Annotated in this window: 28 protein-coding genes and 1 tRNA gene; 10 read left to right on the top strand and 19 right to left on the bottom strand. The window is 67.1% G+C overall.

Translation table 11 applies throughout. The features are described from left to right. Positions 1-124 precede the first annotated feature (124 nt). Together clpS and clpA are read left to right on the top strand one after the other, a co-directional pair. Positions 125-454 (top strand): ATP-dependent Clp protease adapter ClpS, encoded by a 330-nt coding sequence (clpS, locus tag AC1DQJ_RS05785; RefSeq protein ID WP_056734830.1) that lies wholly within the window; start codon positions 125-127, stop codon positions 452-454. Positions 455-460: 6 nt separating this feature from the next. Then, complete coding sequence (clpA, locus tag AC1DQJ_RS05780) at positions 461-2,782, top strand: ATP-dependent Clp protease ATP-binding subunit ClpA (protein ID WP_477601170.1); 2,322 nt, start codon at positions 461-463, stop codon at positions 2,780-2,782. A 59-nt stretch (positions 2,783-2,841) separates the two neighbouring features. Here clpA and AC1DQJ_RS05775 read toward each other — a convergent pair whose 3' ends face one another. Beyond that, a complete protein-coding gene (locus tag AC1DQJ_RS05775; protein WP_477601168.1) occupies positions 2,842-3,279 on the bottom strand; it encodes an HIT family protein in 438 nt (145 codons plus the stop codon). A 259-nt stretch (positions 3,280-3,538) separates the two neighbouring features. On the opposite strand from AC1DQJ_RS05775, the gene AC1DQJ_RS05770 reads away from it, so the two are divergent. Then, positions 3,539-4,213, top strand: coding sequence for a PEPxxWA-CTERM sorting domain-containing protein (locus AC1DQJ_RS05770; RefSeq protein ID WP_477601166.1), 675 nt, complete (start codon positions 3,539-3,541; stop codon positions 4,211-4,213). Positions 4,214-4,266: 53 nt separating this feature from the next. Here the strand turns inward: AC1DQJ_RS05770 and AC1DQJ_RS05765 are convergent, their stop codons facing one another. The 4 genes from AC1DQJ_RS05765 to AC1DQJ_RS05750 form a co-directional block, all read right to left on the bottom strand. Then, positions 4,267-5,427 carry a GNAT family N-acetyltransferase gene (locus AC1DQJ_RS05765; protein ID WP_477601164.1) on the bottom strand — a complete coding sequence of 387 codons (1,161 nt, stop codon included), beginning with the start codon at positions 5,425-5,427 and terminating at the stop codon, positions 4,267-4,269. Then, positions 5,424-6,170, bottom strand: a complete 747-nt coding sequence (locus AC1DQJ_RS05760) for a glycerophosphodiester phosphodiesterase (protein ID WP_477601162.1) — start codon at positions 6,168-6,170, stop codon at positions 5,424-5,426. Before AC1DQJ_RS05760 ends, AC1DQJ_RS05765 begins: the two co-directional genes overlap by 4 nt. Next, entirely contained in the window at positions 6,167-6,628 is a 462-nt protein-coding gene (locus tag AC1DQJ_RS05755; RefSeq protein WP_477601160.1) for a RidA family protein, read from the bottom strand. Before AC1DQJ_RS05755 ends, AC1DQJ_RS05760 begins: the two co-directional genes overlap by 4 nt. Positions 6,629-6,739: 111 nt before the next feature. Continuing rightward, on the bottom strand, positions 6,740-7,174 hold the full coding sequence (locus tag AC1DQJ_RS05750; protein WP_477601158.1) for a phasin family protein: 435 nt from the start codon (positions 7,172-7,174) through the stop codon (positions 6,740-6,742). A gap of 308 nt (positions 7,175-7,482) precedes the next feature. Between AC1DQJ_RS05750 and AC1DQJ_RS05745 the strand changes: the two genes are divergently transcribed. Beyond that, positions 7,483-8,784, top strand: coding sequence for a D-alanyl-D-alanine carboxypeptidase (locus AC1DQJ_RS05745; protein WP_477601156.1), 1,302 nt, complete (start codon positions 7,483-7,485; stop codon positions 8,782-8,784). Between the two features lie 127 nt (positions 8,785-8,911). On the opposite strand, the gene AC1DQJ_RS05740 is transcribed toward AC1DQJ_RS05745, so the two are convergent. Together AC1DQJ_RS05740 and AC1DQJ_RS05735 are read right to left on the bottom strand one after the other, a co-directional pair. Next, the gene (locus tag AC1DQJ_RS05740; RefSeq protein ID WP_477601154.1) at positions 8,912-9,334 is read right to left on the bottom strand and encodes a J domain-containing protein; all 423 of its coding nucleotides are present in this window, start codon (positions 9,332-9,334) and stop codon (positions 8,912-8,914) included. 10 nt (positions 9,335-9,344) lie between these two features. After that, on the bottom strand, positions 9,345-10,169 hold the full coding sequence (locus AC1DQJ_RS05735; RefSeq protein WP_477601152.1) for a division plane positioning ATPase MipZ: 825 nt from the start codon (positions 10,167-10,169) through the stop codon (positions 9,345-9,347). 166 nt (positions 10,170-10,335) lie between these two features. Here AC1DQJ_RS05735 and panC point away from each other — a divergent pair, with 166 nt between their 5' ends. Further along, positions 10,336-11,187 (top strand): pantoate--beta-alanine ligase, encoded by an 852-nt coding sequence (gene panC / locus AC1DQJ_RS05730; RefSeq protein WP_477601150.1) that lies wholly within the window; start codon positions 10,336-10,338, stop codon positions 11,185-11,187. A 1-nt stretch (position 11,188) separates the two neighbouring features. On the opposite strand, the gene AC1DQJ_RS05725 is transcribed toward panC, so the two are convergent. Both AC1DQJ_RS05725 and AC1DQJ_RS05720 read right to left on the bottom strand, forming a co-directional pair. Further along, the gene (locus AC1DQJ_RS05725; protein ID WP_477601148.1) at positions 11,189-11,590 is read right to left on the bottom strand and encodes a DUF1489 family protein; all 402 of its coding nucleotides are present in this window, start codon (positions 11,588-11,590) and stop codon (positions 11,189-11,191) included. Positions 11,591-11,597: 7 nt separating this feature from the next. Further along, complete coding sequence (locus AC1DQJ_RS05720) at positions 11,598-12,434, bottom strand: enoyl-CoA hydratase-related protein (protein WP_477601146.1); 837 nt, start codon at positions 12,432-12,434, stop codon at positions 11,598-11,600. A gap of 97 nt (positions 12,435-12,531) precedes the next feature. Here AC1DQJ_RS05720 and AC1DQJ_RS05715 point away from each other — a divergent pair, with 97 nt between their 5' ends. Both AC1DQJ_RS05715 and AC1DQJ_RS05710 read left to right on the top strand, forming a co-directional pair. Beyond that, a complete protein-coding gene (locus tag AC1DQJ_RS05715) occupies positions 12,532-14,292 on the top strand; it encodes a patatin-like phospholipase family protein (protein WP_477601144.1) in 1,761 nt (586 codons plus the stop codon). A 308-nt stretch (positions 14,293-14,600) separates the two neighbouring features. After that, complete coding sequence (locus AC1DQJ_RS05710; RefSeq protein ID WP_477601142.1) at positions 14,601-15,407, top strand: MmyB family transcriptional regulator; 807 nt, start codon at positions 14,601-14,603, stop codon at positions 15,405-15,407. Here the strand turns inward: AC1DQJ_RS05710 and AC1DQJ_RS05705 are convergent. From AC1DQJ_RS05705 to AC1DQJ_RS05685, 5 genes are all read right to left on the bottom strand, one after another. Continuing rightward, positions 15,404-15,817 carry a DUF3574 domain-containing protein gene (locus AC1DQJ_RS05705; protein ID WP_477601140.1) on the bottom strand — a complete coding sequence of 138 codons (414 nt, stop codon included), beginning with the start codon at positions 15,815-15,817 and terminating at the stop codon, positions 15,404-15,406. The two genes, AC1DQJ_RS05710 and AC1DQJ_RS05705, sit on opposite strands and share 4 nt — an antisense overlap. A 48-nt stretch (positions 15,818-15,865) precedes the next feature. After that, positions 15,866-17,107 (bottom strand): lysozyme, encoded by a 1,242-nt coding sequence (locus AC1DQJ_RS05700; protein WP_477601138.1) that lies wholly within the window; start codon positions 17,105-17,107, stop codon positions 15,866-15,868. Positions 17,108-17,176: 69 nt separating this feature from the next. Then, the gene (mgtE, locus tag AC1DQJ_RS05695) at positions 17,177-18,607 is read right to left on the bottom strand and encodes a magnesium transporter (RefSeq protein ID WP_477601136.1); all 1,431 of its coding nucleotides are present in this window, start codon (positions 18,605-18,607) and stop codon (positions 17,177-17,179) included. Between the two features lie 61 nt (positions 18,608-18,668). Continuing rightward, a tRNA-Leu gene (locus tag AC1DQJ_RS05690) sits at positions 18,669-18,753 on the bottom strand. A 48-nt stretch (positions 18,754-18,801) separates the two neighbouring features. Next, positions 18,802-19,092: a FliM/FliN family flagellar motor switch protein gene (locus tag AC1DQJ_RS05685; RefSeq protein WP_477601661.1), complete on the bottom strand. Its 291-nt coding sequence runs from the start codon at positions 19,090-19,092 to the stop codon at positions 18,802-18,804. A 41-nt stretch (positions 19,093-19,133) separates the two neighbouring features. Between AC1DQJ_RS05685 and lipB the strand changes: the two genes are divergently transcribed. Then, the gene (gene lipB / locus AC1DQJ_RS05680) at positions 19,134-19,859 is read left to right on the top strand and encodes a lipoyl(octanoyl) transferase LipB (protein ID WP_477601134.1); all 726 of its coding nucleotides are present in this window, start codon (positions 19,134-19,136) and stop codon (positions 19,857-19,859) included. A 108-nt stretch (positions 19,860-19,967) separates the two neighbouring features. Here lipB and AC1DQJ_RS05675 read toward each other — a convergent pair whose 3' ends face one another. Together AC1DQJ_RS05675 and AC1DQJ_RS05670 are read right to left on the bottom strand one after the other, a co-directional pair. Then, the gene (locus tag AC1DQJ_RS05675) at positions 19,968-20,372 is read right to left on the bottom strand and encodes a DUF805 domain-containing protein (RefSeq protein ID WP_477601132.1); all 405 of its coding nucleotides are present in this window, start codon (positions 20,370-20,372) and stop codon (positions 19,968-19,970) included. A gap of 26 nt (positions 20,373-20,398) precedes the next feature. Then, complete coding sequence (locus tag AC1DQJ_RS05670; protein WP_477601130.1) at positions 20,399-20,719, bottom strand: heavy metal-binding domain-containing protein; 321 nt, start codon at positions 20,717-20,719, stop codon at positions 20,399-20,401. Positions 20,720-20,777: 58 nt separating this feature from the next. Here AC1DQJ_RS05670 and msrB point away from each other — a divergent pair, with 58 nt between their 5' ends. Then, positions 20,778-21,272, top strand: a complete 495-nt coding sequence (gene msrB, locus AC1DQJ_RS05665; RefSeq protein ID WP_477601128.1) for a peptide-methionine (R)-S-oxide reductase MsrB — start codon at positions 20,778-20,780, stop codon at positions 21,270-21,272. 62 nt (positions 21,273-21,334) lie between these two features. Then, on the top strand, positions 21,335-22,306 hold the full coding sequence (locus AC1DQJ_RS05660; RefSeq protein ID WP_477601126.1) for an SDR family NAD(P)-dependent oxidoreductase: 972 nt from the start codon (positions 21,335-21,337) through the stop codon (positions 22,304-22,306). Here AC1DQJ_RS05660 and AC1DQJ_RS05655 read toward each other — a convergent pair. From AC1DQJ_RS05655 to AC1DQJ_RS05645, 3 genes are all read right to left on the bottom strand, one after another. Further along, complete coding sequence (locus AC1DQJ_RS05655) at positions 22,303-23,112, bottom strand: aminoglycoside phosphotransferase family protein (RefSeq protein ID WP_477601124.1); 810 nt, start codon at positions 23,110-23,112, stop codon at positions 22,303-22,305. The two genes, AC1DQJ_RS05660 and AC1DQJ_RS05655, sit on opposite strands and share 4 nt — an antisense overlap. Positions 23,113-23,155: 43 nt before the next feature. Continuing rightward, positions 23,156-23,989 carry a BON domain-containing protein gene (locus AC1DQJ_RS05650; RefSeq protein ID WP_477601122.1) on the bottom strand — a complete coding sequence of 278 codons (834 nt, stop codon included), beginning with the start codon at positions 23,987-23,989 and terminating at the stop codon, positions 23,156-23,158. Between the two features lie 90 nt (positions 23,990-24,079). Then, positions 24,080-24,327 (bottom strand): carboxyl transferase domain-containing protein (locus AC1DQJ_RS05645; protein WP_477601120.1); only part of this gene is annotated, 248 nt, incomplete at its 5' end.

Below are 24,327 nucleotides of genomic sequence, written 5' to 3'. Positions count from 1 at the left end.
TGACAAAAACACGCGGTTGTCATGGTTGGGAGCCTTAGCGGCGATTTCAACCCTTCCATACGGCGACCTTTTCCATATCTAATCCATTGATAGCGAGGGCTCGTGCCCTCAGGAGACCTGTGCGATGGCCGAGCGAAAGCAAGGTGATCAAGATACGGGCGTCCGGTCGACGGTCATCACTCAGACCAAGCCGAAGACGCAGAAGCCGTCGATGTATCGCGTGCTCATCCTAAACGATGACTACACGCCGATGGAGTTCGTCGTCTACGTGCTTGAACAATACTTCAACAAGTCGCGCGAAGACGCGACGCGGATCATGCTGCATGTACACCAGCACGGTGTGGGCGTGTGCGGCGTGTTCACATACGAAGTGGCGGAAACAAAAGTGGCCCAGGTCGTTGATACGGCTCGCCGGCATCAGCACCCATTACAATGCACCATGGAAAAGGATTGAGGCCCAGTGCCGTCATTCTCTCGCCAGCTTGAAGAATCCCTCCACCGCGCGGTGGCCTTCGCCAATCAGCGAAAGCACGAGTACGCGACGCTAGAGCACCTGCTGCTCGCCCTCATCGACGATGAGGACTCGGCGGGTGTGATGCGTGCGTGCGACGTGGACCTGGCGGCCCTGCGCACCACACTCACCAACTACGTGGACAATGAGCTCCGCTCCCTGGTCGTCGACGACGGCGAAGACGCCAAGCCGACCTCCTCGTTCCAGCGCGTGATCCAGCGCGCGGTGATCCACGTCCAGTCGTCGGGCCGCGAAGAAGTGACCGGGGCTAACGTCCTGGTGGCGATCTTCTCCGAGCGCGAAAGCCATGCCGCCTACTTCCTGCAGGAGCAGGACATGACGCGGTACGACGCGGTGAACTACATCGCGCACGGCATCGCCAAGAAGGCCGGCGCCGACCAGCCCAAGACCGTCAAGGGCGCGGAAGACGAGGACAAGCCTGCTGTGAAGACCGGCGGCGAAGCCCTCGAAGCCTACTGCGTGAACCTCAACGAGAAGGCCAAGCAGGGTAAGGTCGATCCGCTAATCGGGCGTTCGGCCGAGGTCGAGCGCTGCATCCAGATCCTCTGCCGCCGGACCAAGAACAACCCGCTGCTGGTGGGCGACCCCGGCGTCGGCAAGACCGCCATCGCCGAGGGCCTGGCCCGCAAGATCATCAACCACCAGGTCCCCGAGGTCCTGGCCGGCGCGACGATCTTCTCGCTCGACATGGGCTCGCTGCTGGCGGGCACCCGCTATCGCGGCGACTTCGAAGAGCGCGTGAAGCAGGTCGTCAAGGAGCTTGAGAACCACCCCGACGCGATCCTGTTCATCGACGAGATCCACACGGTCATCGGCGCCGGCGCGACCAGCGGCGGGGCGATGGACGCCTCGAACCTGCTGAAGCCGGCCCTGGCCTCGGGCACCCTGCGCTGCATGGGCTCGACGACCTACAAGGAGTTCCGTCAGCACTTCGAGAAGGATCGGGCCCTAGTCCGCCGGTTCCAGAAGATCGACGTCAACGAGCCGACGATCGAGGACACCATCAAGATCCTCAAGGGCCTGAAGACCTACTACGAGGAGTTCCACAAGCTCCGCTACACCGGGGACGCCATCAAGTCCGCCGTGGAGCTGTCGGCCAAGTACATCACCGACCGCAAGCTGCCGGACAAGGCCATCGACATCATCGATGAAGCCGGCGCCAGCCAGATGCTGCTGCCCGAAGCCAAGCGGAAGAAGACCATCGGCGTGAAGGAGATCGAGACGGTCGTCGCCAAGATCGCCCGCATCCCGCCGAAGTCCGTGTCGAAGTCCGACACCGTGGCGCTGAAGGAGCTGCAAACGGATCTGAAGCGCGCGGTCTACGGCCAGGACGACGCCATCGAGCAGCTTTCCGCCGCCATGAAGATGGCGCGGGCCGGCCTGCGCGACGCCAACAAGCCGATCGGCTGCTACCTGTTCTCGGGTCCCACCGGCACCGGCAAGACCGAGACCGCCCGCCAGCTGGCCTCGACCATGGGCATCGAGCTCCTGCGCTTCGACATGTCGGAGTACATGGAGCGCCACACGGTCAGCCGCCTGATCGGCGCGCCTCCCGGCTATGTCGGCTTCGACCAGGGCGGCCTGCTGACCGACGCCGTCGATCAGCACCCCCACGCCGTGGTCCTGCTCGACGAAATCGAAAAGGCTCACCCGGACGTCTTCAACATCCTGCTGCAGGTCATGGACCACGGCGTCCTGACCGACGCCAACGGCAAGAAGGTCGATTTCCGGAACGTGGTCCTGATCATGACCACCAACGCCGGCGCCTCCGACGCCCAGCGCAACGCCATCGGCTTCGGCCGCGGCAAGCAGGACGATGAGGTCGACGAGGCCCTGAAGCGCCTGTTCACGCCGGAATTCCGCAACCGCCTCGACGCGGTGGTGCAGTTCAAGGCGCTGACCCAGGAGATCATCCGCCAGGTCGTCCAGAAGTTCGTCATGCAGTTGGAAGCCCAGCTGGCCGACCGTCACGTCACCATCGAGACGACGGAGGAAGCGGCCGACTGGCTGGCCAAGAACGGCTTCGACGAGCTCTACGGCGCCCGGCCGCTGGCCCGGGTCATCCAGGAGCACATCAAGAAGCCGCTCGCCGACGAGATCCTGTTCGGCAAGCTGGTCAAGGGCGGCCACGTCAAGGTGGTGCTCAAGGACAGCAAGCTGGCCTTCGAGATCGAGGGCGACGATCGCGAGCCGGGAGCCCCGGTCATCGAGGATCCCGCCGAGGATCCGGCCCCCGAACTGGTCAAGTAGGCGATCAGCCGAAACCTAGCGAAACCCCGGAGCCCAGCTCCGGGGTTTTTCTTTGCGCCCTACGAGATCTGGGCCGCGATCTGTTCCGCCAGGACCTTCAGCTCGGCCGGGTCGGCCATGCCGCCGCCGGCGTGACGGCCAAGCGCCACGCCTTCCCAGCGCGGGATGATGTGGAAGTGCAGGTGGTAGATCGTCTGCCCGGCGGGCGCGCCGTTGTACTGGGTCACCACGATGCCGTCGGGCTTCAGCGCCGCGCGCACCGCACGCGTCACCCGTTGGACGCCGAGCACCAAGGTCGTCAGGACCTCCGGCTCCACCTCCAGAAGATTGCGCGCCTGCGTATGCTTGGGGATCACCAGGGTGTGTCCCTTGGACTGGGGGAAGACATCCATGAATGCGAAGATCTCGCCGTCCTCGAACACCTTGGCGGCCGGCGCCTCGCCCCGCAGGATCTTCGCGAAGATGTTGCCGTCGTCGTAGCTGCCGTCCAGGCTCATGGCGTGCATTCCTCCAACTCGCGCCTTTGGTGGTAGCGCATCGACCGAGAGGACGAAACCGTGACCCTGACGGAACGCCAACAGAAGTGGTTCGCCTCTGTTGACCGAAGCCTGGGAGCGCTCCTGATCCGCCGGCGGACCAAACCATTCGCCGTAGAAGCGAACAGCCTTGTTCGCTGACCACGAATCCGCAATTTCAGTAACCAGCTTGGAATTGTCTCGGAGTGTGTCGAGGCGACGGGCGCTCTGGGGGATAGTTATGCGTATCACCAACACCTTCGCCGCCGCCGTGGCAGCCCTGGCCATGGTCGGCGCCGGCTCGGCCGCGCATGCGGACGTCACGCTGTCCAATTCGCCAACCGGCGCTTCGATCGGCACCTTCGGCTATCCGGACTCTCAGACCTACGGCCAAGTGTTCACCGCTCCGGTCACCGGCGTTCTGACCGGCTTCACCCTAAACCTCAACGGCGGCGTCGGCTCGCTGGTCGGCGGCGTCGGCGAATGGAGCGGCGCGTCGACCTACAGCACCGGGGGCGGCCTCAGCGGCCTGCTTTATCAAAGCGGCCCGATCGCCTCGAACGCCGCCGCCGCCTATTCCTTCGACACCAACATCTCGGTCGTCGCCGGCCAACTCTATGTCGCCTATCTGAGCGTCTTCGGCCTGCCGACTGAAGGGCTGGGCGCCACCAGCATGCCGCTGGGCGCGGACCAGGCCGGCATCAACTACTTCGTCTGGAACAACGGCAGCACGCCGCTTTCAGGGTCCTGGAACTACTTCTCGAACTTTGGCGACGTCCAATTTTCGGCGACCTTCAGCGAGGGCGGCGCAGTTCCGGAACCGGCCACCTGGGCGATGATGCTGATCGGTTTCGCCGGCCTCGGCGGCGCCCTGCGCTACGACCGCCGTCGTCGTCTTCAGGCGACCTTCGCCTAAGCCGCTTCAAAAGCTGATTGCGCAAGGGCCGCCTTCGGGCGGCCCTTGTCGTTTCAGGACTGCTTGAAGGGCGAGTACTCGTCCGCAAGCCACTCCATCTCGCCCTGCACGGCCGCGCGTTCGCGCTCCAGGAAGTCGGCGACGGGTTCGCGCAGCCGCGGATCGGAGATGAAGTGCGCCGAATAGACCGGCGCGGGCAGATAGCCGCGGGCGATCTTGTGCTGCCCCTGGGCCCCAGCCTCGACGCGGGCCAGGCCCCGGCCGATCGCCCATTCGATCGCCTGGTAGTAGCAAAGCTCGAAATGCAGAAAGGGCACGTCCTCGACGCAGCCCCAGTTGCGGCCATAGAGGCAGTCGTCCCCGATCAGGTTGAGAGCGCCTGCGATCCAGCGCCCGTCCCGCCGGGCCATGACCAACAGCACTCGGTCGGCCATCCGCTCGCCAAGCAGCGAGAAGAATAGCCGGTTGAGATAGGGCCGCCCCCACTTGCGCGAGCCGGTGTCCATGTAGAAGCCGAAGAAGGCGTCCCAATGATCCTCGGTAATCTCGGCGCCGGTCAGGGCCAGGATCTCGACCTCGGCCTGCGCGTCGCGGCGCTCGCGGCGGATGGTCTTGCGCCGGCCCGATGACAGCGCCCCGAGGAAGTCGTCGAAGCTGGAATAACCCCCGTTGACCCAGTGATACTGCTGGCCCTGACGCAGGGAGAGGCCGTGCTCGCCCATCCAGGCCCATTCGTCCTGCATCGGGAAGTTCACGTGCAGCGACGAGGCGTCAAAGCGCTCGCAGACAGCCAGCGCGCCGCCCATCAGGATACGCCGCGCCTCTTCCGGATCGACGTCCGGCCGGACCAGCAGCCGCGGCCCGGTCACCGGGGTGAAGGGCGCTGCCGAGATCAGCTTGGGATAGTAGCGGCCCCCTGCCCGCTCATAGGCGTCCGCCCAGGCGTGGTCGAAGACGTACTCGCCCTGGCTGTGGGACTTCAGGTAAAGCGGCATCACCGCCGCAACCTGGCCAGCATCGTCCTCGACCGAAATGTGCTGGGGACCCCAGCCTGTGCGTTCGATGCAGCAGCCGGACGCCTCGACGATATCGAGGAAGTCGAAGCCGACGAACGGATTGCCCAAATAGTCGGGATTGGCGGCGCAGTTCTCCCACGCCTCTCGCCCGATATCGGCGATCCGGCGGCTGATCTGCACCGCCGACTTCAGCTTCACGCGGCGAAGCCCTCGAAGATTAGGTTGTCGCAGTGATCCTTCACGGCGGCCCATTGGGACGGGTCGCGAATCGTCCAGGCCACCACCGGCATCCCATCTTCGCGAAACTTGGTCGCGCGGGGATCCGGAAGCATGTCGAAATGCAGGGCCAGGAAGTGCGGCCGGGCGATCGATACATGCTCAAGCCGCGCAAACGACTCGCGCTGGGCCTCGTTCATGTTCGGCGCGCGCCGGTAGTCGTAACTGTCGAGCCCGCGCAGCACGCCCGGAAAGCGCTCTGCAAACCAGGCGTGGGAATAGGGATTGAAGCCAATGACGCAGACTGGGCCGGCGTGATCGATCAGGATCTCGTGCACCCGCTGCTCCAGCGGCCCGACCTCGCCATAGGGGGTCTTGAGCTCCACATGGACCATGGCGCGGCGGCCGATCAGGGCCAGGGTTTCCCGCAGGGTCGGGATGCGCTCGTCCGACCCGGCCAGCGATAGCTCGGAGAGGTCGGCGGCCGTGCGGTCGCGCAAGCGTCCCGCGACGCCCGTCATTCGCAGCAGGTCATCGTCGTGGAAGACCATGGCCTCGCCATCGGACGACAGCTGAACGTCCAGTTCGATGCCGTAGCCGGCGTCGCAGGCGGCCTGGAACGAACCCAGCGAGTTTTCCGGCGCGCCGTTGCCGTTCCACAGGCCCCGGTGCGCCACCGGCGGGTGGAACAGAAGTTCCCAGGCCTCGCCGAACGTGTTGCTCACCGCACTTGCACCACAGCGTCGACTTCCACCGCGAAGTTCATCGGCAGCCGATAGACCCCCACCGCAGAGCGGGCGTGCTTGCCCGCGTCGCCGAAGGCCGCGACCATCAGGTCGGAGCAACCGTTGACCACCTGGGGAATTTCGAAGAAGCCCGGGCCGGCCTGGACGAAGCCGCCCAGCTTCACCACCCGGACCACCCGCTCCAGATCGCCCTCGCAGGCGGCCTTCATCTGGGCCAGCAGGTTGATTCCGCACAGCCGCGCGGCGCCCTTGGCGGTTTCCAGATCAACGTCCTCGCCGACCACGCCGCGGACTCCGCCGCCTGCGTCGATCGAGACCTGGCCCGAGATGTGGACGATATCTCCGGCCCGCACGAACGGGACGTAGTTGGCTACGGGCGGATTGGGCTGCGGCAGGGTGATCCCGAGTGCGGCCAGACGTTCTTCAACCTGAGACATGCCGAAGGTCTAGCGCCGCGCTCTGACGCCGCAAAGAGAAAAGGCCCGCGCCATGGCTGGCGCGGGCCTTTCCAGGAGGACGCCCCGATACGCCGGGCGACTGGAGAGCTGTTAGCGAGCGGCCTGCAGGCGCTCGACGGCGGCGGTGACACGCTCGTTGAGCGGCTTCACCGCGTCCTTCATCGACGACGACACGATGTCCGACATCTTCGAGACTTCGGCGATGTACGCATCGAGAGCCGACTTGGCGTAGGTGGTCTGAAGTTCGATCACTTCCTGCACAGACTTGGCGCCCGAGAGCGTCTTGGCGGCGGTCACGTGATTTTCCACGGCCTTCTTGGAGTAGGCCATGGCCTGGGCGCCGAGGGCTTCAGCGCCCTTGGTCGAGGCGGTCACCGAGGCGATGACGGCTTCCAGGTTCTTCTTCGAATGGGTGTTGAAATCGTTGAGTTGGGTCAGCGACTTCTCGACAGCGTCCTTGAACGCGACGTTGCCGGCGGTGGTGAACTGCTCGACGGTGTTCTTGACGGTCTCAGCGGCGGCCATGGGCGGACTCCTGGGGTCGGGATGGGGCGGGTGTACCGCGACGCAAACGTGGACGGGGGACTTGCCTTGAACTTGCCCGTATTTTCCATGTTGCAGTGCAGCAGTCAAGGCATTTTTGTGCACCGCACAATAGCTTTGCCCGAAAAACGCCCACAGGGTGATCACGCGAGAGTTGATCGCAAAAGGCGCGACAATTGGGCTCGTTCAAGAGCTGTTTACCATCGCGCAAGGCTGACGCTGTCATGGTAGGGTCATCTCGAGTGGCCCCAGAGGGTCACTTAACCCTTTGTATCGACGGACGAACCCGCATGTTTCAGCGCGCCCGCCGCCTGTTTGCGACTCTCACGCTCGCCGCCGCAACGCTTGTCGCGCCGGTAGCTTCGACCGCGCAGGCCCAGGTTCCCTATCTCCAGCTCCCCGCGAGCCAGCCGAAGTATGCGGCCGTCGTTGTCGACGCCAAGACCGGCGAGGTGCTCTACGCTAAACGCGCGGACAGCCCGAGGTATCCCGCGTCGATCACAAAGGTGATGACCCTTTATCTCGCGTTCGAGGCGCTGGCCGCCGGACGCCTGAGGCTGGATGACACCATCGTCGTCTCGCCGCGCGCCGCCGCCCAGGCCCCGACCAAGCTCGGCCTTCGTCCCGGCGAAACCATCACAGTCCAGGACGCGATCCTGGCCATGTGCACCAAGTCGGCCAACGACATGGCCGTGGCCATGGCCGAGAAGATCGGCGGCACCGAGGCTAGGTTCGCCGCAATGATGACCCTGCGCGCCCAGGAACTGGGCATGCAGAACACCCGCTTCGTGAACGCGTCCGGCCTGCCCGACAGCCGTCAGATCTCCACTGCTCGCGACATCGCCATCCTGTCGCGCGCCGTGATGCGCGACTATCCGCAGTACTACGGCTTCTTCGGCGCCAAGAACTTCACCCACCGTGGCGTGACCATGCGCAACCACAACGGCATGCTGAACACCATGCCGGGCGTCGACGGCATCAAGACCGGCTACACCAACGCCTCGGGCTTCAACATCGCGGTCTCGGCCGTGCGCGACAATCGTCGCCTGATCACCGTCGTGCTGGGCGCGCCGTCCACCGCTATCCGCAACAACAACGCAGAAGACCTGCTGCTCACCGGCTTCGACGTGATGGCCCGCCGCGACCGCGGCGAGAAGATCACCGTCGCCCAGAACCTGTTCGAGCCCGAGCCCTCCGGCCCGGTCATGCGCCCGTCGATCGCTCAGGGCGACGGCGAGCAGGACGGCCTGAAGATCGTTCTGGCCTCGGCCCCTCCCCCGGCCTCGGCCTCGCGCACCAAGATCGTCGAGCCGGGCAAGAGCGCCCTGCGCCAGAAGGACGACAAGAAGAAGGGCGGCAAGTGGACCGTTCAGGTCGGCGCCTTCAAGACCAAGTCCGACGCCAAGGAACAATTGGCGTTCGTGACCAAGCGCTTCGGCAAGCACTTCGACGCCGCCGACGGCGAGGTCGGAGCCAAGGTCGGCGGATCGTATCGCGCCCGGTTCTCCGGCTACACCGAGGCTTCGGCCAAGGACGCCTGCCAGGCCCTGAAAGCCAAGCGGCTGGCCTGCATGGTGGTCCGCCCGGCCTAGGGCGTGACCGCTTCAAGTGGAAGCCGGTTGAAGCGACCGTCACGCTCTAAACTTATGAAGATAGACCCTTTTCCTCCGGTACAGGTGATCCACCTGAACCGGAAAGGGTCTAGGGGCGTGACAACCGCTACTTCTTGAGAAGACGATCCCTGGCCGCGTTCAACTGCGCGGCCAGGCCACTGGTCCCACCCTTGTCGGGGTGGGCCATGCGCATTAGGCGCGAATAGGCTTCCCTGATTTCAGCCTCGCCCGCCTCGGGGCCGACGCCGAGGATCGAACGGGCTTCGGCGTCGCTGATCTTGCTCGCAGGCGCTGCGCCGGGTCCCATCCCGGTCCGCCGCGTCGAAACCGCCAGCCACAGCCCCAACACCACCAGGACGATGGACTTTCCCCAGCCGCCGCGCACACCCACATAGGCGGCGGCCGCGAAGCAGGCGATGGCCAGGGCTCCGGCCAGGAACCGCCACTCGCGACGCTTCAGCATGGGCTTGCCGCGGCCGGCCATGATGAACAGCACCAGCACCGCGCAGCCGATGGCGAGATAGAGCATCTGAGCCGGCTTACTGCGCCGCCAACAGCTCTTCGCCAGCCAGACCGCCCAGTCCCAGCGAGCCCATCAACGCCCGCAGCTCCTGGCGCGCAGCCACGTGCTGCAGCGACATGGCGACCGGACGGATGGTCGGCGACAGGTCGGCGATGGTCAGGCCGAACGGGAAAAGCTCGCGATAGATGACTCGGTCGCGCAGCCCCGGCCCGACGCGGAACCCCACGCGGCGCGACAGGGCCTGCACCCGCTCGTCCAGGCGTTTGCGGTTGCGGGCCTCGGTCGGGGCCAGGCGATTGCGCAGCACCACCCAGTCGATCGACTTGCCGGTCGAGACGGCGCGGACCTTGCGGCTGTTCCACACAGTCTCGGAATAGAGGCTCGGGCGCTTGAGCTCGAGCGTCACCGGATCGACCACGCCGAGCATGTCGAAGTCGACGAAGCTGTCGTTCATCGGGGTGACGATCAAGTCGGCCATGCCGTGCGCCGCGCGGCCGATCGCCGTGTCGCTGCCGGGGGTGTCGATCAGCACGAAGTCGGCCTGCTCGGCCGCACGGCCGAAGGCGTCCTCGAACTGGGCCACCGCGTCGGCCTCGGGCAGCTTGGCCACTTCGGGGCCAAGCAGGAATTCCTGGGGCACGGGCGCAACGGCGCCGTTCGCTTCCAGCCAGGCGCGGCGGTGCGCGAAGAAGTGCGCCATGGACTGCTGGCGCACGTCCAGATCCAGCGTCGCGACCTTCGCCCCGTCATGCAGCAGGGCCGTGGCCAGATGGATGGCGATGGTGGACTTGCCCGCCCCGCCCTTCTCATTGCCGACGACGATCACCTTGGCTTGTGACATCGATCTCTAACTCCACATCGAGTCGGCGGCATTGCACCGATTCCATAGGTTAACAGGAACCTTCACTGCGACGTGGCGTCAACGCGATCCGCCGGAAGGTCTGTGGATGGAATGGACGCAGGCGGGGGACCGCGCCATAAGCCCCACACCCAAAGTGAGTTCCTCCATGTCCCAGATCGCCATCGTCCGCACCGTCGCCGACCTCCGCGCCCAGGTGGCGGCCTGGCGCAAGAGCGGCGAGCGAGTGGCGTTGGTTCCGACCATGGGCGCTCTGCACGACGGCCACTTGTCGTTGATCGCCCTGGGCAAGACCCGGGCCGAGCGGGTGGTCGCCAGCGTCTTCGTCAACCCGACCCAGTTCGGGCCCAATGAGGATTTCGACGCCTATCCGCGCGGCGAGGCGCGCGACGCCGAGCTGCTGGCCGGGGCCGGCTGCGATCTGCTGTTCGCCCCGACCGTCGCCGAGATGTACCCGCCCGGCTTCTCCACCACCGTCAACGTCACCGGCGTCTCAGACCCGCTGGACGGCGCCGCACGTCCGGGACACTTCGCCGGCGTCGCCACCGTGGTCACCAAGCTGCTGCTTCAGTGCGGCCCGGACGTCGCGATCTTCGGCGAAAAGGACTACCAGCAACTCCAGGTCATCAAGCGCTTCGTCCGCGACCTGGACATTCCGGTCGAGATCCTTGGCGCGCCGACCTCGCGCCTGGAGGACGGCCTGGCCCGCTCATCGCGCAACGCCTATCTCAGCGAGGCCGAGCGCGAGGTGGCCGGCCGCATGAATGTGGCCCTGACCGAGGCGGTGCGCCGCCTGAACGCGGGCGAGAGCGTCGAACGGGTCGAAGCGACCGGCATCGCCGCCTTGGAACGCGCCGGCTTTCAGCGCATCGACTACTTCGAGGTCCGCAACGCCGACGACCTCAGCCATCCGGGCGCAGGCCCCCTCACCGTCCCCGGCCGGGTGCTGGCCGCTGCGGTGATCGGCAAGACCCGCCTGATCGACAACATGGCCGTCTAGGCTACCAGGCTCCGGCCTCACGCAGTTGCCGGGCCAGCTCGGCCGGGATCTCGCCGTCCTCGCCGCCCATCATGTCGGGCGGCGCGTCCTTGGCTTCCAGATAACGCCATCCCTGGAACGCGCGCCGCGGCGTCGGCGCGACGCGGACGATCTGCGGATCCACGGTGACCTCGCACCGGGCGGTGACGCCCTCGCCCACGGTGTCGACCGCCAGGATCGCCTGGCGGCACAGGATCACGCCCTTGAAGACGCGATAGAGCGAACCGCCGTCCAGCAGCTCGGCGGCGCGCTTGGGGGTCTGGCGGGTCCGCATCACCCAGGGGCCGGGCTGGCCGGCCCTCCAGGCGAGCAGGTCCTCGATGGTGCTCGCGCCCACCACCAGCTTGATCATGTGCAACGGCATCGGGGCCTCAGGCGAGCCAGTTCGGCTTGCGCTTCTCCAGGAAGGCGCGCACGCCCTCCTGCCCTTCGGGGCTGACGCGGATGCGGGCGATGCGGCGGGCGGTCTCGTCCATCACTTCTTCGATCGGGCGATAGGCCACGTCCTCGACCAGCTTCTTGGACTCGGCGACGGCCTCGGGACCGCAAGCCATGATCTCCTCGGCGATGCGGTCGCGGGCGGCGTCGAGGGCGGCCACGTCGGCCACGACCTCGTTGACCAGCCCGATCTTCTCGGCATAGGCGGCGTCGAACACCTTGCCGGTGGCGAACAGGCCGCGCGCCTGACGCGGACCGATGGCCGCGACCACATAGGGGCTGATGGTGGCGGCGATGATGCCCAGGCGCACCTCGGAGAAGCTGAACTTGGCGTCGTCGGTGGCCACCGCCAGGTCGCAGGCCGCCGCCAGGCCCGCCCCGCCGCCGAACGCGCCGCCCTCGACCAGGGCTACCGTCAGGGCCGGGATGTCCCACAGGCTCTTGAGCATCTTAGCCATCAGCATGGCGTCGTCGCGGTTGTCGGCCTCGGTGCGCTCGATGGCGTCGCGCATCCATTGCAGGTCAGCGCCGGCGCTGAACGTCCCGCCCGCGCCGCGCAGGAACACCACCCGCACGCCCTCGGCGCCCTGCAGCGTCTCGAACGCCTCGTGCAGGGCCGCGATCAGCTCGGCGTTGAACGCGTTGCGGCGGAAGGCGCGGTTCAGGGTGACGATGGCCACGCCCTCCGGCGTCGCATCGATGTCGACGAGCCGTGACTCCGCGTCGGTGTCCGGAACCTCGACCAGCGGGTCGGCGATGGGATTGGTCATGGTTGCGCACTCCTCGTACGTCTCAACAACGCCGAACCTAACGGTTGGATCAGGCCAAGCCATAGCCCCCCGGCGCGACGCAAGCTAGGCTGCCTGCGTGGTCGGCCTGCCTGACATTCCCACCGACTCGGCGTTGGCCCGGCTCTTCTACGAGGAGCGCGGTCAGGGCGAGGCCACGTGGTTCTCGCTGCCCGGCGGCGCGACCCTCTTCCAGGCCGGCGAACCGGCCGATCATCTCTATTTCCTGCGCGCCGGCCGGCTGGGGGCGTTCCGCAAGGAAGACAACGGCGAGCCGCATTTCCTGGGCGTCATCCGACCGGGCGAACCGGCCGGCGAGATGTCGCTGATCGCCGGCGCGCCGCACAGCGGCACAGTGGTGGCGCTGCGCGATTCCGAGATCTTCGCCCTGCCCCGCGCCGCCTTCTTCGAGGCCGCCGAGGCCGACGCCCATGTGATGACCGAGCTGGCGCGGCTGATGATCCTGCGCAGCCGTCAGGCCGCCACCAAGACCAGCATCGGCGAGCCCTCGGTGTTCGGCTTCGTCGCCACCGGCGCGCCGCTTCCGGTCCGCACCCTGGTCGACAAGATCGGCCGCGAGATCGGCCGGCTCGGCTATACCGTGACCGTCATCGGCGCCGAGGCCCAGCACGCCCCGACCGAATGGTTCTCCGAGGTCGAGCGCGACTACGACTTCGTGCTGTACGCCGCCGAGGCCGAAGACAGCGGCTGGCGCCAGGTTGTCGGCCGCCAGGTGGACCGCCTGTTCCGCGTCGCGAAGGGCGACACCGCGCCTCCCGCCGGGCGCCTGGCGCACGCCGAACCGCTGCAGGCCCAGCGGCTGGTCGATCTGATCCTGGTGCAGCCCAAGACCCGCAAGACGCCGCAGGGCTCGCAGGCGTGGGTCGACGCCCTGTCGCCGGCCCGCCTGTTTCAGGTCCGCCGTGACAACACAGACGACGCCCAGCGCATCGCCCGCCTGCTGACCGGCCAATCGGTCGGCCTGGTGCTGTCGGGGGGCGGCGCGCGGGCCTACGCCCATGTCGGGGCGATCAAGGCGCTACGTGAGCGCGGCGTGCCGATCGACTTCATCGGCGGCGTTTCGATGGGCGCCATCATTGGCGCGGGCCTGGCCGTGGGCTGGGACGGCGAGGAAATGGACCGGCGCCTCCGCGACGCCTTCGTCACCACCAGTCCGCTGGACGACATCGCCCTGCCGCTGCTGGCCATGACCCGCGGCGAGAAGGTGCGCGAGCGGCTGGCCAGGCACTTCGGCGACATCCAGATCGCCGATCTGTGGCTGCCGTTCTTCTGCGTCTCTTCAAACCTGACCACCGGCGCCTACGAGCTGCACAAGAACGGCCTGCTGCGCGAGGCGCTGCGCGCCACCATCGCCCTGCCCGGGGTCCTGCCGCCGGCCACCACCGCCGACAACAACGTGCTGGTGGACGGCGCGGTGATGAAGAACTTCCCCGCCGACATCATGCGCGCCTCGCAGTTGGGCCCGATTGTCGGGGTCGATGTCAGCCGCGGCCGCTCGATCACCGCCGACGACGTGGCGCGGCCGGAATCGGTCTGGCGCTGGATCCGTTCGGGCCAATGGCGGAAGGGCCCGCCGATCGTCTCGCTGCTGATGCGTGCCGCCACGGTCTCATCGGGCCGCGACCTGGCCGCCGCCCGCGAGGCCACTGACGTGCTGATCACCCCGGACCTGACCGGCGTCGAGATCCGTGACTGGTCGGCCTACGACCCCGCGGTCGAGGCCGGCTACCGCTCGACCATCGAGGCGCTCGACAAGCTCGCCAAGCCCGTCAGCGAGCTCCGCCGCCGCCCCGGCCGCCATGAGGCGCCTATGGCGTAGGCGCTCACGCTGGCTTGAGCTCGATCTCCATTTGCAAACCGCAGAAACGGCCCCATATTGAGATTCCTGTTCAACAGCTGAAAGGAGGTGACCCAGTGTCTCATTGTCCTCATCCGAAAGTGGAAGCCGCGACTCGGGTCGCCGCTTACGAGGTCTCCAAGTAAGCGCCGAGTTGTGGGCCGCTTTGCGGTCCGACAATGGAAGGGCCGGTCTCCGAAAGGGGGCCGGCCCTTTGTCCTTTCTGGGCCGCAGATCCTTTACCTCTGAGGTCATGGAGCCGCCGCGCTCGGCCGACTAAGCTGCCGCCCATGATCGCGACAGCAACCGCAGTGGGCGACCACCTTCGCCAATGGCGTCAGCGCCGCCGGCTCAGCCAGCTCGACCTGGCCCTCGACGCCGAGATCTCCACCCGCCACCTCAGCTTCCTGGAAACCGGCCGCGCCCAGCCCAGCCGGGACATGGTGCTGCGTCTGGCCGAGCACCTCGAAATCCCCTTGCGTGAGCGCAACACCCTGCTCGTGGCCGCCGGCTACGCGCCGGTGTTTCCGCAGCGATCGCTGGACGATCCCGCCCTGGCCTCGGCGCGCAAGGCCGTGGACATCATCCTGACCGGGCACGAACCGCACCCGGCCCTGGCCGTGGACCGCGGGTGGAACCTGATCAGCGCCAATCGGATGATCGCGCCCATGCTCGAGGGGGTCGATCCGGAGCTGCTTGCGCCCCCGATGAACGTGTTGCGCCTGACCCTGCATCCTCGGGGCCTGGCGCCGCGGATCGCCAATCTGCACGAGTGGCGCGCCCACCTGCTGGAGCGTCTGCGGCGCGAGGTCGAACTGACCGCCGACCCGCGGCTGTCGGAATTGCTGACCGAACTGAAGGCCTATCCCATTCCCGGCGGGCAACCGCCGCGCAAGGCCTCGGACGAATATGGCGGCGTCGCGATCCCGTTCCGGATCCAGACCCCCGCCGGCATGCTGTCATTCTTCAGCACGACGACCGTGTTCGGCACGCCTGTGGACGTGACGTTGTCGGAACTGACTTTGGAGACCTTCTTCCCGGCCGACGCCGAGACCGCCCAAGCGCTAAGAGCGCTCGCCGACAGGCTGCCGGCCTAAAAATCCACGCAGGCGGCCTGGGTGACCAGCATGACCGACTCTTGCTTGAAGCGGGCCTTGTAGGCGCGGCGCACCTCGTTGAGCTTCAGGCTGGCTTCGAGGCGGTTGGGCAGCACCAGCACCACCACCTTGGAGGCTTCACGGATCAGGCGGTTCTCGTCGCCCTTCCACTGGCCGCCGCCGTCCAGAACGGTCAGGCCGCTGGGGAAGCGCGGGGTCAGTTCCTCGTCGACGAAGGCCTGGAACTCCTTCGGCGTGACGCCGGGCTTGTCGCCGATGTTCTGGCCGAAAAAGAGCTGGGCCGTGCGCATCGGCTCCTGGCCGACCGGACAGGCCGGCCCGCTTAGGGTGGCGCAGCCGCCGAGCGCGAACACGCTCGCGACCGCCGCGACAGGGGCGAAACGCATCATGGAGCGTTGCCTAGCACGCGTAGTGCGCGTGCAGGAACAGCCCCGTGGCTATTCGTCGCGCTCGATGACCGCGTCGATGTGCTCGATCGGCGGGCGGCCCAGGCGATCCAGGATCAGGTAGACGGCCACACCGATCAGACCGACGCCGGCGATTCCGGCCAGCCAGACCACCGTCCCCGGATTGAGCGCGCCGTCGGTCGGCGGGGCGGGCATGTTGAGCGCCCAGAACAGGCAACCGCCGAACAGCGCCACCCCTGCCCCGGCCAGGCCGACGGCGGGCGCGAGGCTGCGTTTCCGCGCGGGTTTCATGTAGATCGGCGCTTCGTCCTCGACCGGGGTCGGGACAGCGTCGGTCAGCTCCAGTTCCGCCGCGACCTCAGGCGGCGCGTCCCGCGCGTCGAACAGGCCCGGTTCGGATTCGTTGGCGGCGACGTACTCACGACGGGCTACGAAGGCTTCCGAGGGGGGAAGCTCTTCTTCCTCTGGCGGCGTCAGCACGAAGCCGGCCTCTTCCGCGGTCTCGGCGGGGCCCTCGACCTCTTCGATGATCAGGCGCGGCTCGGGCGGCGGGATCGGGCCGTCGGCCGGTTCGCGGAAGATCGCCGACAGCCGCGAGGAAACCGAGGCGGCGGCGGCCGCGGCTGGGCTCTGAGCGTCGTCATCCTCGACGATCGCTGCGTGCGGATGCTCCTGACGGGCCTCGTCGCGCTCGGCGGCGGCGGTCGCGCCCTCCATCGGCGTGGTCAGGGCGGTCGGCGTCTCGCGCGGCACCACCCCATAGATGTCGTGGTCCAGATTGGGCCGCAGCACCGGCGACGGCGCCGGGCGCCAACCCTCCGCAGGAGTCAGGAACAGGGTCTTCTCGGCCGAGCGGCGGCGGACCAGGGCGTCGACGACGATGGTCTCGCCCTCGAACTCGGCCTTGCGCCACAGCTCCATGGCGCAGGCGGCCTGGATCATCGCGCCCTCGTTCAGGCGGCGCAGGACCGAGGAATGGCGGAAGTTGTCGAGGCCGATGTTGAAGGCGAACGCCACCAGGGCGTCGAACTGGTTCTGGGTGAGCGGGGTGAACACCCACTCGTTCACCGAATGCGAGACGGCGATCAGGTCGTAGATCAGCAGCGCCTCGGCGTCCTGTTCCGAGACTTCCACGCCCTCGCGGGCGGTCAGGGTGTGGCCATAGCCGATCGTCCAGCGGCCATCGGCCAGCCGGGCGGACTTGCGGCGGTATCCTTCGAAGCGCTTGATCAGCTCGATGGCCGATCTCGACACTTGGCTACGCGGTTTCATGGCCTGTTCTGACCCATCCTGACACAAGGGCGCACGCGCCCATGGCTCAGGTGGCAAGATAGGCGCCGCTTACAGCAGGATGAGGGCGGCCAGGCCTAGGAAGGCGAAAAAGCCCGTGAAATCCGTGGCGAAGGTGACGAACACCGACGACGACACGGCGGGATCGCGACCGATCCGTTCCAGCACGAGAGGCGCCAGGACCCCGGCCAGCGAGGCGACGAACAGGTTTATGACTAGTGCGAGCCCAAACGTGAGGCTCAGCATCGGGTCGCGGAAGATCAGGAAGATCACGCTGCCCGTCACCAGCGCCAGCGCCGCGCCATTGGCGAGCCCAACGGCCATTTCCCGGAAGACCGTCCGATAGGCGTTGACCTCGGACAGTTCCTTGCTCGCCAGAGCGCGCACGGCGACAGCCAGGGCCTGGGTGCCGGCGTTGCCGCCCAGCGAGGCGACGATCGGCATCAGCACCGCCAGGGTGACCAGCTTGGCGATCTCGCCCTCGAAGGCCTGGATGACGCTGGCGGCCAGGGCGGCGGTGATCGTGTTCAGCGCAAGCCACGGAAGACGCGCACGAATGATGTCCAGCACGTCGGCGTTGCGGCCCGCGTCGGACACGCCGGCCAGGGCGAGGATGTCCTCCTCGCTTTCTTCCTGAATGACCCCGACGATATCGTCGACGGTGATCTGGCCGACCAGCCGCCCGCCCGGCTCCACCACCGGCGCCGAGATCAGGTGGTACTTGTCGAAGATGTAGGCGACCTCTTCCTGGTCCATGCCGACCGGGATTTCAGTGACCGGCTCCATGATCTGAGCAAGCGGCGTATCGCGCTTGGCCCGCAGCAGGTGGCTGACCGGGGTGGCGCCGACCGGCTTGTAGCTCGGGTCGACCACATAGACGTCGAAGAACAGCTCGGGCAGGTCGTCAGCTTCCTTGCGGAAGTGGTCGATGGTTTGCCCGACCGTCCAGAATTGAGGCGCGGCCACGACCTCGCGCTGCATGATCCGGCCCGCGGTCTCGTCCTCGTAGGAGAGCGAGGATTCGATCGCGGTGCGCTCGGTCTCCGGCATCGCGGCCAGGACCTGGACGCGCTTGTCGTCTTCCAGGTCGTCGACCACGTCGGCGGCGTCGTCGGAATCGAGTTCCTCGAGGGCCTTGGCCAGGGTCGCCGGGGCGACGGTCTCCAGCACCTCTTCGCGAATCTCGGTGTCGAGTTCGGAAAGGATTTCAGCCAGAGCCTCAGGCGCCAGGTGGGCCAGCACCTCTTCGCGGTAGTCGGCCGACAGGAAGCCCATCAGGTCGGCCACGTCGGCCGGGTGCAGGGCTCCGAGCAACTCGCGCAGCCGCTCAGCGTCGCCGCGATCGGCGGCGTCCACCACCATCGCAACGAACTCTGGATTTAGCGCGTAGTCCTCGCCTAGGGCGAGGTCTTCAAGGTCTTCTTCAACCTCAGGAGCGAGCTTGTCTTTCGCTCCGGAAAGGTCGGCCGTTTCGCGGCTCATGCGGACCTCCCTCGGCGTCGAACGAACTGTTGCTCTATCGCTGTTGAAGACCCTGATTCACTGGTGCGGTCGAGAAGACTCGAACTTCCACGGGTTGCCCCACAGCGACCTCAACGCTGCGCGTCTACCAATTCCGCCACGACCGCTCGTGGTGAGGCGCGGCAGGTAGCAAACCCCCGCAGCTTTGTGAAGCCCTACTGACCGCCTGCCATGAAGTCATACACATCCGCCGCACGTGTGACGGCGATCGAGATGCGGTCTTCGTTGATCTGGATCTCGCCGCGAGCGACCGGATGGTTGTTCGCCAGGATCCAAACTTCCTCGTTCACGCCGGCGTCCAGCGGGATCACGGCGCCGCGTCCCATACGCAGGAGTTGCTGCATGGGCAGGGTCGATCGGCCCAGCAGGACCGATATCTCGACATTGACTTCGTTGACCTGACCCAAGACGGAAAGCCCTTGAAACACTAAGAGGTACGGACGGATGGGCTTGGTTTGCCCTGCTCGAACACCACATTGGGTCTGACATGCTTGACCGGTCGTTAAACCTGATTGCCGAGCCCGCGATCTTCGGCCGTGAGGACGGCCTCCCTGTCGAATGGGCGATTTCGAGCGGCCAGGTGCCCTATCCGGTCGCCGTGGCGGCCATGGAGGCGCGCGCCGCGGCCATTGCGGAGGGATCGGCCGGCGAGCTGGTCTGGCTGCTGGAGCATCCGCCGCTCTACACGGCCGGGGTTTCAGCGAAAGAATCGGATCTTCTGGATGCGGACCGATTCCCCGTGTTCGCCAGCGGCCGCGGCGGGCAGTTCACCTATCACGGCCCCGGCCAGCGGGTGGCCTACGTCATGCTGGACCTCACCCGGCGCCAGCGCGACGTCCGCGCCTTCGTCGCCAGCCTGGAAGCCTGGGTGATCGGCGCCCTCGCCCGCTTCAATGTCGAGGGAGAGATTCGCGACGGCCGGGTCGGGGTCTGGGTCGAACGCAAGACGCCTGGAGCGCCGCCTCGCGAGGACAAGATCGCCGCCATTGGCGTGAAGCTGCGCCGTTGGGTGTCGTTCCACGGCATTTCGCTGAACGTCGAGCCCGACCTCGGCCACTTCTCCGGCATCGTGCCCTGCGGCCAAACCGAGCACGGCGTCACCAGCCTGGTCGACCTGGGCCTTCCGGTGACCATGGACGAGGCCGACGAGGCGCTGAAGGCCAGCTTCCGCCTGGTGTTCGGCGAGATCGAAGAGGCGCAGGCGCCGGTTTGAGGCGATGTCAGATGCTTCCCCGCTGGGGGAGCTGTCAGCCGAATGGCTGACTGAGGGGGATTTTGATCACTGCTTGAGAGCAGTCCCCCTCCCCCAAGAGGAGAACTCCTACGCCGTCGCCGCCCGCAGCGGGTTCGGGCCGAATCGGTTGGCGCCCATCTCGCCGCCCATGACGCCCAGCTCGACCGCCGCCCAGACCAGGGCGATTCCGAACAGGAAGTCGAAGAAGCCGACCGGCTGGGGCCAAACCGCCACCAGGGCGAACAGGATCAGCGCCGCCCACCAGCCGGACTTGCCGCGGTCGTGCAGCCGCTTCGACAGCACGCAGGCCCCGGCATAGATCAGGGCCGGATAGACGAACCAGCCGGTCAGCCAGTGCAGGGTCACCCCGACGACGGCCTCGTAGACCGCCGCCAGGCCCAGCAGCATGGCTGCGGCGATCAGGAACGGCGCGCGCGCCAGCCGGCCTTGCGCCGACAACAGCAGCGTCGCCCAGTCCATCTGTCCGTTCATCGCGTTCCCCCGGGAATCGAGGAGCCCTAGCGCAGCTTAACCGCTGTACCGGCCGCCGTGACCATCAGCATGCCGTTGTCGATGCCCAGGGCCTCGTAGTCGAGATCGACGCCGACCACGGCGTCGGCGCCCAGCTTGGCGGCCTCTTCGCACATTTCGCGGATGGCGATGTCGCGCGCCTCGCGCAGCGCCTTCTCATAGCCCCCGGCGCGCCCGCCGATGATGTTGGTGATGCCGGCGAACAGGTCGCGGAAAATGTGAGCCCCGATGATGGCCTCGCCGCTCACCACGCCGATGGTCTGGGCGATGTCCCGTTCCGCCACCTGTGGCGTCGTGCTGGTGATCATGATCTCTTCCTCCGCGACATACTTTCGCGATCTCGGCAGGGACCTTAGATTGGAGCCCATGAGCACGCTAGCCGCCTCCCCCACCGGTTTCGACCTCACCCCGCCCGATGAGGCGGAACGCAAAGCGCTGGAGGCCGACCTCACCCAGGAAGAAGCCGACGTGCTGCTGCACCACGGCACCGAGGCGCCGTTCTGCGGCGGTCTGCTGGATAACAAGGAGGACGGCGTCTACTGCTGCCGACTCTGCGGCCTGCCGCTGTTCCGCGCCAAGACCAAGTTCGAGAGCGGCACCGGCTGGCCCAGCTTCTTCGCACCGTTCGACGAGGCCCACGTGGTCGGCGTCCGCGACGATAGCTACGGCATGGTCCGCATCGAGACCCGCTGCGCCCGTTGCGACAGCCACCAGGGCCATGTGTTCCCGGACGGCCCGCCGCCGACCCGCCTGCGCTACTGCATCAATTCGGTGTCGCTGGAGTTCGTGGGGCACAACGAGCAGCTGCGCGATCCCCTGCACCGCGGCGACGTCGCAGCCCTGGACGCCGCCACAGCCTGAGCGCTTGGCGGACCGCGCGGAAACCGCTCTAGTCTCCCGTAAAATATAAGGGAGGCGACGCCGTGAAGGACTTCGCAGGTAAGACCGCCGTGATCACCGGCGGGGGTACGGGCATGGGCCGTGAGCTGGCCCGTCAACTGGTGGCTGAGGGCTGCAGCGTGGCCATGTGCGACGTCTCGGCCAAGGCCATGGCCGAGACCGTGCGGCTGATCGAGGCCGACGGCCGTCCTCAGGGAACCAAGGTCACCACCCACATCGCCGACGTCTCGCTGGAAGAGGCGCTGATCGCCTTCCGCGAGGAGCTGAAGGAACAGCAGCAGACCGACCACATCCACCTGCTGTTCAACAACGCCGGCATCGCCGGCGGCGGCAGCATGGTCGCCGACAGCCGCGCGGCCTGGGAGAAGACCTTCAACGTCTGCTGGGGCGGGGTCTATCTGGGGGTCCGCACATTCCTGCCGATGCTGATGGCCGCCGACGAGGGCCACATCGTCAACACCTCCAGCGTCAACGGCTTCTGGGCGACCATCGGCCCCAACACCTCGCACACCGCCTATGCCGCAGCAAAGTTCGCGGTAAAGGGCTTCACCGAGGCGCTGGTCACCGACCTGCGGCTGACCGCGCCGCACATCAAGTGCTCGGTGGTCATGCCCGGCCACATCGGCACCTCCATCATCGCCAACTCACGCAAGGTGCAGGGCGGAACCGACTCCGACGACCTGACCGCCGAAGAGCTCGCCGCGGCCCGGGCGCGGATGGCCGCAGCCGGCATGGAGGCTGATCATATCCCCGATGACACAATCCGGGCGATGAGCGCCGAAATGGCCCGCGCCTTCCTGGAGGACGCGCCGATGACCGCATCGGCGGCGGCTAAGGTGATCCTCGACGGGGTGAAGGCCGAACGCTGGCGCATCCTGGTCGGCGAGGACGCCAAGGCGCTGGACGAATGGGTCCGGCGCGATCCGGAGAAGGCCTACGAGCCGGAATTCTTCGAGGACTTCGCCCGCGACGTCGGCTGGCGGCTGGGCCGCTAGCCGTCCAGGGCCGCGGCGGCCCGCTCGACGATCGACAGGTCGACACTGCCGCCGTCGCCAAGGCTCCACGCGGCTGAAAGGCCGCTATAGGCGAGGATCCACATCAACAGGCGCCGCGGCTCGATCGACGCCCTGACTGACACCTGCGCCAGGTAGCGTTCCAGTCGGCCCGGCGCGAGAGCAGTCGCGATGTCGGGATTGCAGACCGTATTGGCGTAGTCGTAGCCGCGCTCGCCGAGCACGCCCTTCGGGTCGATGGCCAGCCAGCCGCGGCTCTCGAAGTCGAGGATATTGCCGTGGTGCACATCGCCGTGCAGCGGCATGACGTCCCGGGGTTCCGCCAGCAGCGCCTGAGCCGCTGCATCCGCCTTGGCCAGCACGCCGCCATGAACCCGAGCTGCGGGCCCCAGGGCGCGGAACCAGATATCCAGAGGAACCAGGGTCTTGGGCGGCGCCCGGCCGCGCGGCCCATGCAGCACATCGACCACATCGCAGATGATCGCGGTGGCCTCCGCGTCGCGGCCGGCCCAGGCCATCTCGGCCAGCGAGCGGACGCCCTCGGCGCGCTCGAGCAGCAGGGCCTCGCCCTGCCGCGCCAGCACCAGCGCCGCCCCTTCGCCGCCCCACCATTCCATCAGCGCACCGCCCGCGATCTCCTCCGGCGCGCTGGCGACCTTAAGGATCGCCGGACGATCTGCCAGGCGCACAGGCAGCAGCCAACTGCCGGTGACCGGCGTGGTGAAGGCTTCGCCATCCGGAACTAGGTTCCAGAGGTCGAGCCAGGATTGGAAGGAGGGGCCCGGCACGTCCACAATCTAGGCCATGGAGGCGCCGGGGCCAGAGGCGCGTCTAGTTCTTGCGGGTCGAGGCGCTGATCTGCGCCCCGCTGTCGCCGAAGCCCGTTGCGGGTCCGGCGTTCGGGTCGCCACGGCTAATGCGCAGATTGTTCTGCACGTGGTTCACCCCAGCCAGGTCCTCCACGAGTCGCTCTGCGCGATGCTTGGATTCTCGATCAGGCACGGTCCCGGCCAGCGTCACCTCTCCGCCGTCCACAATGATGGTGATGGCGCTGGCGTCGAGCCACGGATCGTCGGTGAGCCGCTCATGCGCCACCTCGCTGATCCGCTCGTCGGTACGCTTGTAGCCGCTCGGCCCGCGGCCGCGGTGCTCGCCCTCGCCGAACCAGGAGGCGACCCGGTCGCTGGTTCGCTCCCAGAAGCTGCGGTGCTCGGGCTCTTGTTCGTAGTGGCCTTCGTGGTCGGGATGATGATCCCCATAGGCCACGCGGTAGGCGTGCTCTTCGCGCCAGCGATCACGGTCGTAGTGGTCCGGGCTGTAGTAGCGGTCGGCCTCATAGCGACGTTGCGGGTAGGCGCCGCCACGGGTGATCGCCGCATAGTCGCCGCGGTAGTCGGCGTCGGCGCGGCGGGCATATTGGCGGCGCGCGCGCTGGGCCATCCGAGCCCCATAGGCGTAGTCACTCGAGCCGCGCGGACTGATGTAGTCGACGCCGTTCTCACTCTCCCCGAAAACGTGGTCGCCTCGGGGCTGGAAGCTGCGGTCGCCATAGAGCCCGCGGTCGTATCGGTAGGCGTCTTCGCGGTCGCGACCATAGCGGCCGTAGCCGCGCTCGCGGTCCATTCGCTCCAGCTCCTCGCGCTCGTCCATCCATCTGTCGGACATGGTCGTACTCCCTGGATTTTCGTTCGCCATGGGATCGACAACGAGGGATGAGCGGCCAAGTTCCGCGAAGTCTCCGCGACGCCCAGAACCCTACAGCGGGATATTGTCGTGCTTCTTCCAAGGGTTGGCGAGTTGCTTTCCCTGGAGGTTCTTGAGCGCCCGGGCGATGCGCCGGCGGGTGGAGTGGGGCATGATGACGTCGTCGATGTAGCCGCGGGAAGCGGCGACGAACGGGTTGGCGAAGCGGGCCTTGTACTCGGCCTCTCGGGCCGCGATCGCCTCGGGGTCGCCAGCCTCGGCCCGGAAGATGATCTCCACTGCGCCCTTGGCGCCCATCA

The organism is Phenylobacterium sp. P4_E10 (assembly GCF_056401675.1).
Note: the sequence above shows the minus strand (reverse complement) of the source record. Positions and strands in the feature narration are given on the sequence as shown.

Coding starts and splice junctions, on each gene's coding strand:
- AC1DQJ_RS05770 (WP_477601166.1), top strand. CDS start 3,539: ATGCGTATCACCAACACCTTCGCCGCCGCCGTGGCAGCCCTGGCCATG.
- panC (WP_477601150.1), top strand. CDS start 10,336: ATGTCCCAGATCGCCATCGTCCGCACCGTCGCCGACCTCCGCGCCCAG.
- AC1DQJ_RS05750 (WP_477601158.1), bottom strand. CDS start 7,174: ATGGCCGCCGCTGAGACCGTCAAGAACACCGTCGAGCAGTTCACCACC.
- mgtE (WP_477601136.1), bottom strand. CDS start 18,607: ATGAGCCGCGAAACGGCCGACCTTTCCGGAGCGAAAGACAAGCTCGCT.
- AC1DQJ_RS05740 (WP_477601154.1), bottom strand. CDS start 9,334: ATGCTCTATCTCGCCATCGGCTGCGCGGTGCTGGTGCTGTTCATCATG.
- AC1DQJ_RS05710 (WP_477601142.1), top strand. CDS start 14,601: ATGATCGCGACAGCAACCGCAGTGGGCGACCACCTTCGCCAATGGCGT.
- AC1DQJ_RS05670 (WP_477601130.1), bottom strand. CDS start 20,719: ATGATCACCAGCACGACGCCACAGGTGGCGGAACGGGACATCGCCCAG.
- AC1DQJ_RS05735 (WP_477601152.1), bottom strand. CDS start 10,169: ATGTCACAAGCCAAGGTGATCGTCGTCGGCAATGAGAAGGGCGGGGCG.
- clpS (WP_056734830.1), top strand. CDS start 125: ATGGCCGAGCGAAAGCAAGGTGATCAAGATACGGGCGTCCGGTCGACG.
- AC1DQJ_RS05745 (WP_477601156.1), top strand. CDS start 7,483: ATGTTTCAGCGCGCCCGCCGCCTGTTTGCGACTCTCACGCTCGCCGCC.
- AC1DQJ_RS05705 (WP_477601140.1), bottom strand. CDS start 15,817: ATGATGCGTTTCGCCCCTGTCGCGGCGGTCGCGAGCGTGTTCGCGCTC.
- msrB (WP_477601128.1), top strand. CDS start 20,778: ATGAGCACGCTAGCCGCCTCCCCCACCGGTTTCGACCTCACCCCGCCC.
- AC1DQJ_RS05775 (WP_477601168.1), bottom strand. CDS start 3,279: ATGAGCCTGGACGGCAGCTACGACGACGGCAACATCTTCGCGAAGATC.
- AC1DQJ_RS05725 (WP_477601148.1), bottom strand. CDS start 11,590: ATGCCGTTGCACATGATCAAGCTGGTGGTGGGCGCGAGCACCATCGAG.
- AC1DQJ_RS05675 (WP_477601132.1), bottom strand. CDS start 20,372: ATGAACGGACAGATGGACTGGGCGACGCTGCTGTTGTCGGCGCAAGGC.
- AC1DQJ_RS05755 (WP_477601160.1), bottom strand. CDS start 6,628: ATGTCTCAGGTTGAAGAACGTCTGGCCGCACTCGGGATCACCCTGCCG.
- AC1DQJ_RS05650 (WP_477601122.1), bottom strand. CDS start 23,989: ATGTCCGACAGATGGATGGACGAGCGCGAGGAGCTGGAGCGAATGGAC.
- AC1DQJ_RS05720 (WP_477601146.1), bottom strand. CDS start 12,434: ATGACCAATCCCATCGCCGACCCGCTGGTCGAGGTTCCGGACACCGAC.
- AC1DQJ_RS05700 (WP_477601138.1), bottom strand. CDS start 17,107: ATGAAACCGCGTAGCCAAGTGTCGAGATCGGCCATCGAGCTGATCAAG.
- lipB (WP_477601134.1), top strand. CDS start 19,134: ATGCTTGACCGGTCGTTAAACCTGATTGCCGAGCCCGCGATCTTCGGC.